General features: G+C 37.4%; 12 protein-coding genes. 11 read left to right on the top strand and 1 reads right to left on the bottom strand.

What is annotated here, in order from left to right; genetic code table 11:
• Positions 1 to 100: 100 nt before the first annotated feature.
• Complete coding sequence (locus FW768_RS12590) at positions 101 to 610, bottom strand: DUF2480 family protein (RefSeq protein WP_062702342.1); 510 nt, start codon at positions 608 to 610, stop codon at positions 101 to 103.
• 135 nt (positions 611 to 745) lie between these two features.
• On the opposite strand from FW768_RS12590, the gene lpxB reads away from it, so the two are divergent.
• From lpxB to FW768_RS12535, 11 genes are all read left to right on the top strand, one after another.
• Positions 746 to 1,858 carry a lipid-A-disaccharide synthase gene (lpxB, locus tag FW768_RS12585; RefSeq protein WP_153395914.1) on the top strand — a complete coding sequence of 371 codons (1,113 nt, stop codon included), beginning with the start codon at positions 746 to 748 and terminating at the stop codon, positions 1,856 to 1,858.
• Between the two features lie 60 nt (positions 1,859 to 1,918).
• Positions 1,919 to 3,001 carry a glycoside hydrolase family 99 protein gene (locus FW768_RS12580; RefSeq protein ID WP_153395912.1) on the top strand — a complete coding sequence of 361 codons (1,083 nt, stop codon included), beginning with the start codon at positions 1,919 to 1,921 and terminating at the stop codon, positions 2,999 to 3,001.
• A gap of 176 nt (positions 3,002 to 3,177) precedes the next feature.
• Entirely contained in the window at positions 3,178 to 4,950 is a 1,773-nt protein-coding gene (locus FW768_RS12575) for a ComEC/Rec2 family competence protein (protein ID WP_231128682.1), read from the top strand.
• 143 nt (positions 4,951 to 5,093) lie between these two features.
• A complete protein-coding gene (locus FW768_RS12570; RefSeq protein ID WP_153395910.1) occupies positions 5,094 to 5,756 on the top strand; it encodes a succinate dehydrogenase cytochrome b subunit in 663 nt (220 codons plus the stop codon).
• A gap of 15 nt (positions 5,757 to 5,771) precedes the next feature.
• Positions 5,772 to 7,784, top strand: a complete 2,013-nt coding sequence (locus FW768_RS12565) for a fumarate reductase/succinate dehydrogenase flavoprotein subunit (protein WP_153395908.1) — start codon at positions 5,772 to 5,774, stop codon at positions 7,782 to 7,784.
• A gap of 28 nt (positions 7,785 to 7,812) precedes the next feature.
• On the top strand, positions 7,813 to 8,580 hold the full coding sequence (locus FW768_RS12560) for a succinate dehydrogenase/fumarate reductase iron-sulfur subunit (RefSeq protein ID WP_076551643.1): 768 nt from the start codon (positions 7,813 to 7,815) through the stop codon (positions 8,578 to 8,580).
• Positions 8,581 to 8,896: 316 nt separating this feature from the next.
• On the top strand, positions 8,897 to 10,432 hold the full coding sequence (locus FW768_RS12555) for a TlpA family protein disulfide reductase (RefSeq protein ID WP_153395907.1): 1,536 nt from the start codon (positions 8,897 to 8,899) through the stop codon (positions 10,430 to 10,432).
• A gap of 159 nt (positions 10,433 to 10,591) precedes the next feature.
• Positions 10,592 to 11,998, top strand: coding sequence for a 23S rRNA (uracil(1939)-C(5))-methyltransferase RlmD (gene rlmD, locus FW768_RS12550; protein WP_153395905.1), 1,407 nt, complete (start codon positions 10,592 to 10,594; stop codon positions 11,996 to 11,998).
• 36 nt (positions 11,999 to 12,034) lie between these two features.
• Complete coding sequence (locus FW768_RS12545; RefSeq protein ID WP_153395903.1) at positions 12,035 to 14,512, top strand: zinc-dependent metalloprotease; 2,478 nt, start codon at positions 12,035 to 12,037, stop codon at positions 14,510 to 14,512.
• Positions 14,513 to 14,516: 4 nt separating this feature from the next.
• Entirely contained in the window at positions 14,517 to 14,990 is a 474-nt protein-coding gene (locus tag FW768_RS12540; RefSeq protein ID WP_153395900.1) for a DUF6452 family protein, read from the top strand.
• The gene (locus FW768_RS12535) at positions 14,956 to 15,615 is read left to right on the top strand and encodes a DUF6048 family protein (RefSeq protein ID WP_153395898.1); all 660 of its coding nucleotides are present in this window, start codon (positions 14,956 to 14,958) and stop codon (positions 15,613 to 15,615) included. Before FW768_RS12540 ends, FW768_RS12535 begins: the two co-directional genes overlap by 35 nt.
• The last annotated feature ends 264 nt before the right edge of the window (positions 15,616 to 15,879 follow it).

Here is a 15,879-nt window from a genome sequence, read left to right as displayed (position 1 = left end):
TATCAAAAAATATGCCTGATAAAATTTCTAAGCTTCATAATTATTGTTAAAATTTAGAATTATTAGAAACAGGCAGCCTGATGTTCAGATTTCTGAAAAATTAATTCTTTACAATTGGCACATTAGAACAGGCTTCACCAAACATTAAAGATTTTACAATAGGCTTTAGCTGCTCAACCAATTCAATATAGGCATTTTCCGGGATCTCTTTATCTGAACAACCCTTTACTAAAACTCTTTTTCCTCTCATTTCATCAAAATCATAGCGCTGAATAGCATTATGCATCAGGATAACTTCAAGATCTTCACGGTTTCCGAAAACAATTTTTTTGGTAACATCTGTCAGTTTAGCTGTCAACAAAAAATAGGCCCAGAGAGGAACAATAGCTTCTGCGGAATTATAGATATAAACATAGGCGTCACGATATTCTTCAACATCAATGGCTGCCACTTTTTCGCGGAAATCCTTTTCCTTAAGAATCATTTCCATAAACAGGAAATCTTTAAGGTCAATCCCTTTTCTTACGCCTTTCGGAACAAGATCGGTAAGGTCAAAATTGATTAAACCACTTTCCGCAACTTTATTTCGGATTTCAAATTCTTCTGACATTTTTATCATTATCTTTGAGCAAATTTACAAATTAGATCTATACCAGACTTAATTTGTTCTCTATCTTGATCATAGATAACCTCCCATGATAAAAATGGTGTGAAGGTTGTACAAATAAAAAAGATTTCGAAAGAAATGAAATATTATGTTATTGCAGGTGAAGCTTCCGGAGATCTGCATGGAAGCAACTTAATGAAAGCCCTTAAACAGAAAGATCCTGATGCAGAATTCAGGTTCTGGGGTGGAGATCTTATGCAGAAGCAGGGCGGAACAATGGTGAAACATTACCGCGATCTAGCGTTTATGGGGTTTCTGGAAGTTGCCATGAACCTGAGAACCATTCTAAACAACATCAAATTCTGTAAAGAAGATATTAAGAATAATAAACCTGATGTACTCATCCTGATTGATTATCCGGGATTTAACTTAAGAATTGCAAAATTTGCAAAAGAGCTCGGAATTAAAGTCGTGTATTATATTTCTCCTCAACTTTGGGCATGGAAAGAAGGAAGAGTAGAGATTATTAAAAAATACGTGGATGAAATGATGGTGATTCTTCCATTTGAAGAAGATTTCTATAAAAAACACGGAGTACACTCTCACTTTGTAGGACATCCATTGCTTGATGCGATTTCTACGCTTCAGGACATTAGTATTGAAGATTTTAGAAAAGAAAACGGACTGAATGAAAAAGAAATCATCGCCCTTCTTCCCGGCTCCAGAAAACAGGAAGTGGAAAAGATGCTTGAGATCATGCTTTCCGTAAGGCCGCATTTTAAAAATTATCAGTTTGTGATTGCCGGTGCTCCAAGTCTTCCGAAGGAGTTTTATCAGAAATATGTAGATGACAATGTGCATTTTGTCTCCAACAGAACTTATGATCTGCTGAGATGTTCCAAAGCAGCGCTTGTTACTTCAGGAACCGCCACTTTAGAAACCGCATTGCTGAATATTCCTGAGGTAGTATGCTACCGCGGAAGCCGTATCTCTTATGCGATTGCGAAAAGGCTTGTAAAAAATATCAATTACATTTCCCTGGTCAACCTGATTATGGATCGGGAAGTGGTAAAAGAACTGATTCAGAATGATCTTACTACCAAAAATCTGGTGAGCGAACTGAATAAAATGCTGGGAGGAGAAACAAGAGAGAAAGTACTGAACGATTATAGTCTTTTAAGAGAAAAGTTGGGTGGAAAAGGGGCCAGCGATCATGCTGCAGAAGTAATTATGAAAGTACAGAGATCATAATTATGGAATAGATATTTCAGAGCAATTTGTTAATAATACTGTGAGTGTATGCGGATTAACATGAATTATTTTAAAAATTTACTGGCGTTTTTCATAGTGCTCTTTTCATTATCAGAACTTTCTGCGCAAAGTGCACGGGAAAAGATACAGGTCTTCTATTACGGCTGGTACGGAAATCCTGCTGTTGATAGACAGTATCATCACTGGAATCATGATATTCTTCCGCATTGGAAAGATCCTCAATGGAATAATCTGGGAAACTATAAAGGCGGTGACGATATCGGAGCTAATTTCTATCCGGCTTTAGGAAATTACAGTTCCAATGATTCTGAAATTATCGGTAAACATATGAAAATGATCAAAGATTCCGGCGTTGGAGTTGTCGTCATAAGCTGGCTGGGCAAAGATTCATATACCGATAAAAGTGTTACAAAATATCTTGATGCCGCTGACCGGCAGGGGCTTAAAATTGCCTTTCATATAGAGCCTTTCTATAAAAATATTTCTGAATTTAAAGAACAGATTTCCTATCTGATTCATACCTATTCCGGCCATCATGCTTTTTACAGAAAAGAGGGGAAGCCTTTGTTTTATGTATACGACAGTTATAAAATTTCTCCGGAAGAATGGTCGAAATTACTTTCCGAAAACGGAAAGGAAACACTCAGGAAAACAGATCTGGATGCCCTTTATATTGGTTTATGGGTAGAAAAAAATGATGCGGTTTTCTTTGATAAGGCAGGCTTTGATGGATTTTATACTTACTTTGCCAGTGAAGGCTTTGTCTTCGGGAGTACAGTTTCCAATTGGGATTACCTGTCCCAATATGCAAAAGAACATCGTCTTATTTTTATTCCGTGTGTTGGCCCCGGATATTCTGATACAAGAATAAGACCCTGGAATGGAGCAAATTTTAAAAGCAGAGAAAACGGAAAGTATTACGAAAGAATGTTTGATGCAGCCATAAAAGTTAAGCCGGAACTGATAGGTGTAACTTCATTCAACGAATGGCATGAGGGAACACAGATAGAACCTGCAGTATCTAAAAAGGCAGGAGATTTTACCTACGAAGATTATGGAAAAGATCCACGGTTTTACATTAAAGAAACCAAAAGACTGGCAGACCGGTTCTTGGAAAAATAAATTCCGGTACAAAACGATTTTATAAAGGATAGTTTTAATTTTTTTATGAACTCTTGGTTTTATAGTAAATATTAAAGCTTCCTATTGTTTATTCATTAGGTGAAAATGCTGTAACTCTGCAAAACCAGTGTTAGCAGCAGGACATAGAAATCAATAATTTTTATGTCTAAATATTGATGGTGAATAAACAGCCTATCCTTACTCTTACCGTGTGCTTTATTCTGGGGATTTTTTTTCAGGATCACTTTTTGCTGAGTGGAAAATCTGTTTATTTTGTCATTTCAGGTTGTATTCTGATCCTGATTCTGAATTTTTTTCATTCTTATTGGCTGCATCAATCAAAGCCGGTTCTGCTGGGGCTGATGTTTTTCGGAGTAGCTGTGGCTCTTCATTTTTTCAATACTTTTCAGCCTCAGAAATATTCATTTTCTTCCAGTGAAGCAATTGTTTTTAAAATCTCAAAAAAATTAAATTCTACTGAGAAAAATAAAAAATATGAAGCAGAGGCTCAGGTTGGAAATCGAAAGTTGTCAGCGGTCATTTATATCCCTAAAAAGAATAATGAACTGGATTTTAAACATTACTATAAAGCAGAAGCTTACATTTCAAAACCGGAGCCGCCGCCCTATGATTTCCAGTTTAATTATGCAGCATATTTAAAAAGGAATGGTATTGAATATCAATGTTATATTTCAAGAGAAGTATCGTCATCTGTAAGGAATGATTTAACCTTTGCTGAAAAAATTAAGCAGCAGCGGCTTCATGTACTGAAGAAAATTGATCATGCAGAAATGTCCGGTAAAACCCGGGAGTTTTTAAAAGGAATGATTCTGGCAGACAGGACAGAAACTGATCTTGATACCGTACAGGATTTCAGCAGGTCAGGATTGGTTCATTTTCTGGCGATATCCGGAACACATGTTATTGTAATCTTCGGTATTTTTTATTTTCTGTTTACCCGTTTCTGCCCTCTGTACTTCAGAAAATATGTGGTGGTCATAAGTTTGCTTTTCATCTGGCTATTTGCAGGATTCATAGGATTCGGAAACTCGGTAGTCCGCTCATGTATTATGCTGAGTGTATATTTTGTATATGTACTGCTTCAGAGAAAACCGGACCTGCTTCATTCCCTTTCCCTGTCGGCATTGATTATTCTGTGTCTGGATACGCAACAGATCTTTGACGTGGGATTTCAGCTTAGCTTTCTGGCTGTTTTGGGCATCTTTTGGCTGAATCAGCCTTTGCTGCGGTATTTTCCTAAACAGGATCATTATTTGAAAAAACTACTGTTCAATACAGTTACCCTATCACTGTCTGCACAGCTCGCAACGTTGCCATTGGTTCTGTATTACTTTCATCAGTTTTCCCTTATTTCCTTTCCTGCCAATATCCTGATCGTACCCTTTTCGGAATTCGTTATTGTATTTTCATTTCTGATGACCATTCTTATCACTCTGCAGCTCGATTTCACATTGCTCAATGTAATCTATGATTTCTTTATTGATATTCTTTTGAAAGTCATTCATTGGTTTGCAAAATTTGAATCATTGTTTTATACAAATATTCCGATGAATGTGGTTGAAGTGTTTCTCCTCTTTGTAATGGTTTATATGACGGGGGTTCTGCTCCGGAAATACAGCCTTGGAAACGGGACCAGACTGCTGGCAGTAATGGTTGTATTTTTTATTTTTCGGACAGGATGTAATGTGTATGAAAGTCAAAGGAGTGAAATTCTTTTTTATAAGGTAAATCAAAGCAGAATTTTTTCAATAAAAAAAGGAAATAAAGTTGAATTTTGGATTTCTGAAAGCTCAGAAAAAGAGAAGATCCGGAAGTTTATTATCAACCCTTACTGCTCTTCCAGACGGGTCCGGAGCTTTAATTTAAAGACATTTCCAATGACGACAGGACGTATTGAATATGAAGGTGAAATTTATGATTTAAAATAACCTTTTTGAAATTCATTTTTCCTGCATTTACAACGGATTAGATTCTTATTTAGAAAGGTTACAAACTGGCTAATTGTGAGATTTCTCACTTTTCGATATTGTTAACATTTCTTAATTTTGTGGAAATTCAAATTTAAACTTATATGGCAGGTTTAACGAGTTCTACGATAGGTAGAAAATATGCTATGGCATTATCAGCTATGTTTTTGCTGATTTTTCTTATACTGCATTTGACAACCAACTTATTATCAGTTCTTAACCGTGATGCTTTCAATACGGCATCTGACTTTATGGGCTATAATCCGTTTGTGCAGTTCTTAATGCAGCCTATTCTTGGCTTTGCAGTAATTTTCCATTTTGTAATGGGATTTGTATTGGAAATCAAGAATAATAAAGCACGTCCGGTAAAGTACGAATCAAACAACCCTTCTGTGAACTCTTCATGGATGTCCAGAAATATGATTATTTCCGGTGCTGTTGTTCTGGCTTTCCTTGCGCTTCACTTATATGATTTCTGGCTTCATGAAATTACATATAAGTATGTTGATGGAAAAGCTCCTGATGCTGAACGTTTCTGGCCGGAACTGCACGAGAAGTTTGCAGACCTTTGGAGAGTTGCTCTATACGTGATCTCTTTTGTTCTGTTAGGACTACACTTAGCTCACGGATTCCAGTCTTCATTCCAGTCAATCGGTGCAAGACATCCAAAATATACTCCGGTAATTAAAGCTTTCGGAAAATGGTATTCAATCCTTATTCCTGCAGGTTTTATTTTTATCGCAATTTATCACTTTGTAACTCAATAATATCAATATACTAATATGAGTAAATTAGATTCAAAAATTCCAGCAGGTCCTCTAAAGGATAAATGGAAAAATCATAAAGACCATATGAACCTTGTTGCCCCAAACAACAGAGATAAGATTGATATTATTGTTGTAGGAACAGGTTTGGCAGGAGGTTCTGCTGCTGCTACTTTGGCAGAGCAGGGATATAATGTAAAAGCATTCTGTTATCAGGATTCTCCAAGAAGAGCACACTCAATTGCCGCTCAAGGGGGGATCAATGCTGCTAAAAACTATCAGGGTGACGGGGATTCAACATACAGATTATTCTACGATACCATCAAAGGTGGTGACTATAGAGCAAGAGAAGCCAACGTTTACAGATTGGCTGAAGTTTCTGCTAATATTATTGACCAATGTGTTTCCCAAGGGGTTCCTTTCGGTAGAGATTACGGCGGCCAGTTAGATAACCGTTCATTTGGTGGGGTTCAGGTAAAAAGAACTTTCTACGCAAAAGGACAAACAGGACAGCAATTATTATTAGGTGCTTATTCTGCCATGAGCCGTCAGATCGGTAAAGGAAGAATCAAAATGTACAACCGTCACGAAATGTTAGACCTTGTCATTGTTGATGGAAAAGCAAGAGGAATCATCGCAAGAAACCTGGTAACAGGTGAAATAGAAAGACACTCTGCTCACGCTGTAGTAATCGCTTCAGGAGGGTATGGAAACGTATATTTCCTTTCTACCAATGCAATGGGATCAAACGTTTCCGCAGCCTGGAAGATTCACAAGAAAGGAGCATATTTCGCTAATCCTTGCTACGTACAGATTCACCCGACTTGTATCCCGGTTCACGGAACTCAGCAGTCTAAGCTGACTTTGATGTCTGAATCACTAAGAAACTCAGGAAGAATCTGGGTTCCTAAAAAGATTGAAGATTCAGTAGCCATCAGAGAAGGTAAATTAAGACCGGAAAATATTAAAGAAGAAGACAGAGATTACTATCTGGAAAGAAGATATCCTGCATTCGGTAACCTTGTACCTAGAGACGTTGCTTCAAGAGCAGCCAAGGAAAGATGTGATGCCGGATTCGGAATCGAAAATAATGATACTCAGGAAGGAGTTTACCTTGATTTCTCTACAGAGATCATGAAGAAAGGTAAAGAAGCCGCTATCGAAAAACATATTCATAATCCAACTGATCAGCAGATCTATGATCTAGGAAAGAGCTGGGTTGAGGAGAAATATGGTAACCTATTCGTAATGTACGAAAAAATTACAGCCGATGATCCTTACAAAACTCCAATGAAGATCTATCCTGCAGTTCACTATACCATGGGAGGTGTGTGGGTTGATTATAACCTTCAGTCTACTATTCCGGGATGTTTCGTCATTGGTGAAGCTAACTTCTCAGACCACGGAGCGAACAGACTTGGAGCATCTGCCTTGATGCAGGGACTTGCAGACGGATATTTTGTACTTCCTTACACGATTGCAGATTATCTTGCAGCAGACATCAGAACAGGAACTATTCCTACCGATTCAGGTGAGTTTATTGAAGCTGAAAAAGGAATTAAAGATAAAATTGATTTCTTCTTGAACAACAAAGGAACTCATTCAGTAGACCACTTCCACAAGAAACTGGGACACATTATGTGGAACAAAGTTGGAATGGGAAGAACTCCTGAAGGATTGGCAGAAGCAATCAAAGAAATTGAAGAAGTAAGAAATGACTTCTGGAAAAACGTAAGAGTACCTGGTGAAGGTGAAGGTATGAACACTGAACTTGAAAAAGCATTCAGAGTAGCAGACTTCCTTGAATTAGGTCAATTAATGGCTATCGATGCGCTAAACAGAGAAGAATCTTGTGGCGGACATTTCCGTTGGGATCATGCAACTCCGGATGGTGAAGCGGAAAGAGATGACGTAAACTACAAATACGTCGGAGCTTGGGAATATCAGGGTGAAAATATCAATGCGGAAGTGTTGCATAAAGAAGAACTGATATATGACAACATCGAGGTTAAAACTAGAAGTTACAAATAAATAATCTCCAACCTATAAATATAACATTATGAGTGCAAAAAAAGGCTTACATCTTACGCTGAAAATTTGGAGACAAAAAAATAATAAATCTAAAGGTCAGTTTGAGACCTATAAAATATCAGATGTGTCTACAGATTCTTCTTTTCTGGAAATGTTAGACATCCTGAACGAAAATTTAATTAACGAAGGTAAAGAACCTATCGCTTTTGATCACGACTGTCGTGAGGGAATCTGCGGGATGTGTTCACTTTACATCAATGGTAGAGCTCATGGGCCGGACACAGGTATCACAACCTGCCAGCTTCACATGAGAATGTTCAAAGATGGAGAAACGATCGTTATTGAACCTTGGAGAAGTGCTGCTTTCCCGGTGATTAAAGACTTAATGGTAGACAGAAGCGCATTCGACAGAGTAATGGCTGCAGGTGGTTTCATTTCTGTGAATACTTCCGGTAATACATTGGATGCCAACGCAATTCCTGTTCCTAAAGAAGATGCAGATAAAGCAATGGATGCTGCAGCTTGTATCGGATGTGGAGCTTGTGTAGCTACTTGTAAAAATGGATCTGCGATGTTATTCGTGGGAGCTAAGGTTTCTCAGTATGCTTTACTTCCTCAGGGTAGAGTAGAAGCGAAGAGAAGAGTTCTGAACATGGTGAAGGCAATGGATGAAGAAGGATTCGGAAACTGTTCAAACACAGGAGCATGTGAAATAGAATGTCCTAAAGGTATTTCTCTTGAGAATATCGCAAGAATGAACAGAGAATACATGGCTGCTCTTGTAGATCAGGGATAGAATTGATTTAAATACAATAAAAAATCGTCTTCATTTTTGGAGACGATTTTTTTTAATTATTTTCCTGTTAAAGTTTGTTAAGTTCCGAAAAGTACTTGGTGCTCTTTATAGAATAAGTCTATATTTGGTGAGCATATAATAATGTACAGTGAAAATGGTCTTTCAGCAGATTCTGTGAATATCAGAGAATCTGACAAAGATAAAAAGCATTGTATAATGCCTTATTAAAGGGTTGTTATAAATTTTTCAAAAAAAATAATCAGGGTGAATTAACAAGCCCTAAAAAGCGTATTTTTGTGTAATATTAAAAATTGAAATGAAAAAATATCTTTTATTGTTTATCATCGCGGTTTTTGCGATGTCTTGTTCAAAAAAAGTTGAAGTAAAAGGAAAAATCACAGGTGGATCACCGTTGGAAAGAATTGAGCTGATAGAGGCTTCCGGTGTTGCTACCTTACCTTTGGTGAATTTAGGACTAGATAAAAACGGAAATTTTTCCGGTTCCTTTGATGCCCCGAAAGACGGGATGTATGAGATTTCTTACGGAGAGAAAAGAAATCTGATTTATTTAAAAGCAGGTCAAACTTTAAATATTTCCGGTAACGGTGCTACATTCCCTATGGAATATGTGATTACCGGTGATGCTAAAAAGAATAACGATTTCTTTGTAGCTACCCAAAAATATCTTGGAACTTATGCACAGAAAGCAAACGTTCCTGAACTGATGAGAAAAGATGAAAAAACATTTCTTCAAGGAGTTCAGAAAATAGATAGCGACATCAAGAAAAATATTGATGAGAACATCAAGAAATTCAATCCTGATAACGACATCGTAGAATGGAAGAAAATGGATGTTTCAAGTACGGTTCTTACCATCATGGCGCAGTACGAAATGATGAAGAAAATGTCAGAAGGCCCAGCTTTTAAAGTAACAAAAGCCTTTACGGATTATGAAGACAAGCTGCAGGAGAATAAAGATAAAATGCTGAAGACAAGCCCTATCTACAGAAGCTACCTACTAAACAAATATAACGCTGATTTCCAGAAATTCGCTGAGCCTAAAGTAGCTAATAATCCTGGGGTAACTTTAACTGAACTATTCTCTCAGTTTTTGAAAAGCCAGAAAGAAGAAACGCCACAGACGAAGAAAGATTATCTTCTTTCATTTATCGCTGCTCAGGATATGCGTCCGGGAGCAGATCCTAAAGCACTGGACAGAGTTTCTAAGATCATTAATGAAGAGATCAAAGACAGTGGAATTAAAAAGAGTTTAAAAGATCTTCACCTGGCAATAACTGGTGTGAAAGTTGGAGAGGCAGCTCCGGATGCTTCATTAATTAAACAAGACGGGAAATCATATAAAATTTCAGAAGGAAAAGGAAAACCAACAATGCTTGTATTCTATGCATCATGGAATCCCTACATCGCAGAAGCAACTGTTCCAATTCTGAAAGAAGTAGTGAATTTCTATAAATCTAAAATGAACTTCACATTTGTGAACTTAGATGATACAAAAGATCAGTTTATCAAAACAAGCAATGCTCTTTTGAAAGGTATTCCGGGAGTAAATGTATACGGTGAAGGAGGTCTGAACTCAGACGTTGCAAAAAAATACGGAATCTATGGATTTAAGCTGCCATGTTTCGTAGTGATTGATAAAGACGGTAAAATTGCCAGCAGATCTTTTGTTAATATCGGAGAACAGGATCTGGTAAGTATTCTGGACAAGCAGACGGGTCTTACAGCCCCTAAAGTAAATCCTAATATCCAGCTTCAGCCTGGAGGAGGAATGATGGTAGACCCTTCACAGCCAGCACAACCTGTAAATCCACAGCCTGAACCTGTAAAATAGTAAACTTTAACATACATGAAAACCTTATCCTCGGATAAGGTTTTTTTTTATTGTATTTTTGCGGGATAAAGCCGGAAGGTTTTATAATTTAGAAAAATAGAAATTGAGGGATGAGACCGAAAGATTCCATCCAGTCTTAGAAAAAATTGAATTTTAAGGATGAAAAAGAAGAAGAATATAATTCTTGAAAATATCAGGCTTCTGGCTGCAGGGGCTAAAGGAGTAGCCATAGGGAAAACTGAGGATGGTAAAACTGTTTTGGTTTCAGGAGCAGTACCGGGGGATTTGGTAAATGCCAGAGTAAAGAAGGCTAAATCCAAATATTTTGAAGCAGAAGCCATAGAAATTGTAGAAGAATCTCCTTTCAGAACAGCACCTAAATGTATCCATTTCGGAGCCTGCGGTGGATGCAAATGGCAGAATATGAGCTATGAAAAACAGCTCGATTTCAAACAGGAAGAAGTCTATAATAATATCAAAAGAATTGGCGGAATTGATGACTTTGTAACCGTGCCGATTCTGGGTGCTGAAGAACAATATTTCTACAGAAACAAAATGGAATTTTCGTTTTCCAATGCACGTTGGCTGACCTTGGATGAAGTCAATTCACAGGAGGATATCAACGATAAGAATGCCCTTGGTTTCCATATTCCGGGAATGTGGAGCAAAATTCTTGATCTTAAAGAATGTTTCCTTCAGGAAGACCCGTCCAATGCCATAAGATTAGCCGTAAAAGAATACAGCGATAATAACGGCCTTGAATTTTTCGATGTAAGAAATCATGCAGGATTCCTGAGAACACTCATGATGAGACAAAACTCCAAAGGAGAGTGGATGGTATTATTCCAGCTTTATCAGGAAGATAAAGAAAACAGAGAAAAGCTTTTTGAGTTTTTACTGGAAAAATTCCCTCAGATTAAAACACTGGTATATGCCATCAATCCAAAACCGAATGATTCTATTTACGATCTGGATATCAACGTTTACTTTGGTGAAGGCTATCTGATGGAAGAAATGGATGGACTTCAATTTAAAATAGGTCCAAAATCCTTTTTTCAGACCAATTATAAACAAGCTCTTGAATTATATAGAAAAACCCTGGAATTTGCAGATCTGAAAGGAACTGAAGTTGTTTATGACCTATATACAGGAACAGGAACTATTGCACAATATGTAGCAAGAAATGCAAAACAGGTCATCGGAATAGAATCCGTTCAGGAGGCGATTGATGCTGCAATAGAGCATGCAGAGCTCAATGGTCTTGATAACTGTACTTTCTACTGTGGAGATATGAAAGATATCTTTAATGACGAGTTCCTTGAAAATCACCCTAAAGCCGATGTGTTAATTACAGATCCGCCAAGAGACGGAATGCACCAGAAAGTGGTAGAACAGATCCTGAAGCTTTCCCCGGAAAAAGTAGTCTATGTAAGCTGTAACTCAGCAACACAGGCCAGAGATCTTGCTTTGATGAAAGAACACTATACCTTGGTGAAAATACTTCCTGTAGATATGTTTCCACAGACGCACCATGTTGAAAATATAGCCCTGTTGATTAAAAAATAATGAGTTAAATTTGAAAATATAACCTGAAAATTTTAAATGAAAGAAGTGAAAAACCTTAGGAATGCAGCACTCATTGCGCTGGCGCTGTCATTGGGACAAAGTGGATTGAAAGCACAAGAGAAAGATTCTACGGCAGTAAAAACAGATACAGCCAAAGTAAAAAAAGATGACCCGAAGAAGAAACCGGCTATGAAATCCTATAAAGAGATCATTACCGATAAAGCAGTTTCGGATCAGGGTGTTTTCACCGTTCATAAAATTGAAGATAAATATTACTTTGAGATTCCTGACAAAATGCTGAAAAAGGAATTCCTTTTGGTAACAAGACTTACCAAAGCAGCTGCAGGAATGCGTTCGGGAACTACCGGTTATGCCGGAGACCAAATCGGCCAGCAGGTAGTTGCCTTTGAAAAAGGTCCAAAAGATAAAATCCTTCTTAGATCTATTTCGTACGTAGATTATGCAAAAGATTCTACATCAGATATGTATAATTCTGTGATCAGAAATAATGTGCAATCTATCATTAAATCTTTTGATGTAAAAACATACGGAAATGATAAGAAATCTTCAGTAATTGAGGTAACAGATCTCCTGAATTCTGACAATGAAATGGTTTCTTTCTCTGTAAGGAATAAAGAAGCCTTCAAAGTAGGAGCTTTTCAGAAAGATATGTCTTTTGTAAACTTCGTAAAATCATTCCCTGGAAATATAGAAGTTAATACCACAAAAACTTTTGCACGTACCTTAGGCAGACCTTTACCGGGAATTCCACCGGCCGATCTTCCGAAAGTAAGCGGAAACTATACCGTAGAGATTAACTCATCTTTCGTTCTTCTTCCGGAAAATAAGATGCAGGCACGTTATTTTGACCCAAGAGTAGGGTATTTTGCAGTCGGATATACAGACTTCGATTTAGATCCTCAGGGAGTAAAAAGAATTTCTCTGGTAAAAAGATGGAGACTGGAGCCTAAACCTCAGGATCTTGAAAAATATAAAAGAGGAGAACTGGTAGAGCCTGCAAAACCTATTGTATTCTATATTGATCCTGCAACCCCTAAAAAATGGGTTCCTTACCTGATTCAGGGAGTGAACGACTGGCAGAAGGCTTTTGAAAAAGCAGGTTTCAAAAATGCGGTGTACGCAAAAGTTCCGGATCCTAAAACAGATCCAGAATGGAGTCTTGAAGATGCAAGATTCTCTGCCGTTGTCTATAAACCTTCAGATGTCCCCAATGCTTCAGGACCTTCTATTTCCGATCCGAGAACAGGGGAAATTCTGGAAAGCCATATCAATTGGTATCATAATGTAATGCTTCTGCTGAGAAACTGGTATTTTGTACAGGCTGCACCTAATGATGAAAGAGCCCGAAAGGTAAAGTTTGATGATAAACTGATGGGAGAACTGATCCGTTTTGTTTCTTCTCATGAAGTAGGACATACTTTAGGATTAAGGCATAATTTTGGCTCAAGTTCTACCGTGCCCGTTGAAAAGTTAAGAGATAAAAAATGGCTGGAAAAAAATGGTCATACCCCTTCCATCATGGATTATGCAAGATTTAATTATGTTGCACAGCCGGAAGATAATATTGGTGATTCAGGAATTATGCCAAGAATTGGTGACTATGATGACTGGGCCATTGAATGGGGATACAGGAGATTTTATCAGTACAATACTCCGGATGCTGAAAAAGAGCATCTGAATAAATGGATTATTAAAAACCTGAAGAATGAAAGACTTTGGTTTGGTACAGAAACCAATCCTTTGGATCCTAGATCTCAGAGCGAGCAGGTAGGAGATAATGCCATGGTGGCCAGTACGTACGGAATCAAGAACCTGAAGAGAATTATAGATAATCTTGACAAATGGACGGCGACTCCAAATGAAGATTATGAAAACCTTGGAATGATGTATGATCAGGTTGTGTCACAATTCAGAAGGTACACAGGACATGTTTCAAAATACATTGGTGGCCAGATGGAAACTCCTAAAACAGCAGAACAGTCCGGAGTAGTATATGAAGCAGTTGCTAAAAAAGATCAGCAGGAAGCCATGAGATTTTTAGAAGAGAATGTATTTACAGTACCACAATGGCTACTTAAAAAAGAGATATTTGAAAAAACAGGAAAAACACCTGTAAAAACGGTTGAAGAAATTCAGAATGGTGTTCTTACAAGAATTTTAAGTCCTTTTGTATTACAGAATATGTATCAGATGGAAGCGGTTGATCAGAATACCTATACTGTGATTGATCTTTTTGCAGACCTTAATAATTCGATTATTAAAAAGCAGAATCCTGATGTATATGGAAGAAACCTTCAGAGAAGCTATGTAGATAACCTGATTAAACTTGTGGATACAAAAGTTTCAGACAAATCTGATGTTGCTGCCATTGCCAGAGGTAATTTAAATACAATAAAGAAAGAACTTTCGGTAAAAACAGATCCCAATACCGTTAATAAATACCACTATGAAGATCTTGTTTTCAGAATAGAAAAAGCTTTAGACCCAAAATAGAAATATGAAATACCTTAGATACCTTATAGTATTATGTGGCCTTTGTATGATTTGGTCATGCGGAGGAGATGATGATATCTGTGAAAGCGGAGAGGGAACCCCGCGAATGAAAATAGGCTTCAAGTCTCAGGATGGCAAAATTAAGGCGTTGGAAAACGTCTATGTTGCCGTAGATTATGGTTCCGGAAAAGTGGAGCTGGGAAGACAGCAGAATGTTGAATCAGTACTTGCTCCCTTAAGAGTGGATGATAACGCCTATACCGATGTTTATGTGAGGTTAGAAGATAAGGGAAAAGAATCTCAGGTAAGAATAAGCTATACCACAAAAGCTACCTATGTGTCTCCGGGATGTGGTGTAAAAAAATCCTATGAGAATCTGAAAGCAGAATTAATAACAGCTGATCCTGTAAAAGCAACGGAAGTAGCACAAAATCAAATAGAGAATGAGGACAAGACTAGCATTTACCTTCTTTTTTAGCCTGATCGGAATACTGACGCTGGCTCAGGAAGAAAAAGAAACAAAGAAAACCAAATGGAAATACGAGCCTAATTTCATGGTAGGTCTTGATGCACTGAATACCGGGGTCTCTTTTTTCTCAGACCGTATGCTGTATCAGGGGTTTATCTCTTCCAGAATAAAGGAAAATGTTCATGCCATTGCTGAAGCAGGCTTTGAAAAAAATGTGTATCAGAAGAATGGGTATGATGCCAAAGCAAGCGGTCCTTTTGTGAAGTTGGGAGCATTTTATATGCTGGCAAAAGATACAGAAAATCCGTTCAATGGTTTCTATGCCGGAGGTAAAGTTGGGGGAGCTTTTTACAACCAGGAATATATGGCTATCCCGGTGCGTGGATTTGGGGGAAGTACTTCCTCAGTAGCCTTTCCGTCTTCCTCTCAATCTTCTTTCTGGGTGGAAGGAACACTGGGAGGCAGAGTTCAGTTGTTTGACTCTAACTTTTATATTGATGTGAACCTTCAGCCAAGATATCTTGCATATACTTCTAAGCAGGATAATATATCACCAATGATCATTCCGGGATTTGGCAGAAGTTCTTCCAAATTCAATATGGGCTTTGCATGGAATATTGCCTATAAGTTTTAAAATATAAATAATGATATAGACATAAAACTCCGGTACTTCCGGAGTTTTATGTTTATGGGTAGAATGAAAAAAGAAATAGTGTTATTTTCTTAAAATACAATAAATTAAGTTTTACTGTGTTTATTGCTGTAAATAATGTGTTATTTGTTTTCATATTGTTGATTTTTATCTTTTGTTTTTTAATTTGATTATTCGTTTTGTTGGTCTTTTTTGTTGTTTAATAATTGATTTTAATGTTATTATGTTAATTTAAAGTTATCTTTT

It is taken from the genome of Chryseobacterium vaccae (genome assembly GCF_009602705.1).
GTDB classification, from domain to species: domain Bacteria; phylum Bacteroidota; class Bacteroidia; order Flavobacteriales; family Weeksellaceae; genus Chryseobacterium; species Chryseobacterium vaccae.
Note: the sequence above shows the minus strand (reverse complement) of the source record. Positions and strands in the feature narration are given on the sequence as shown.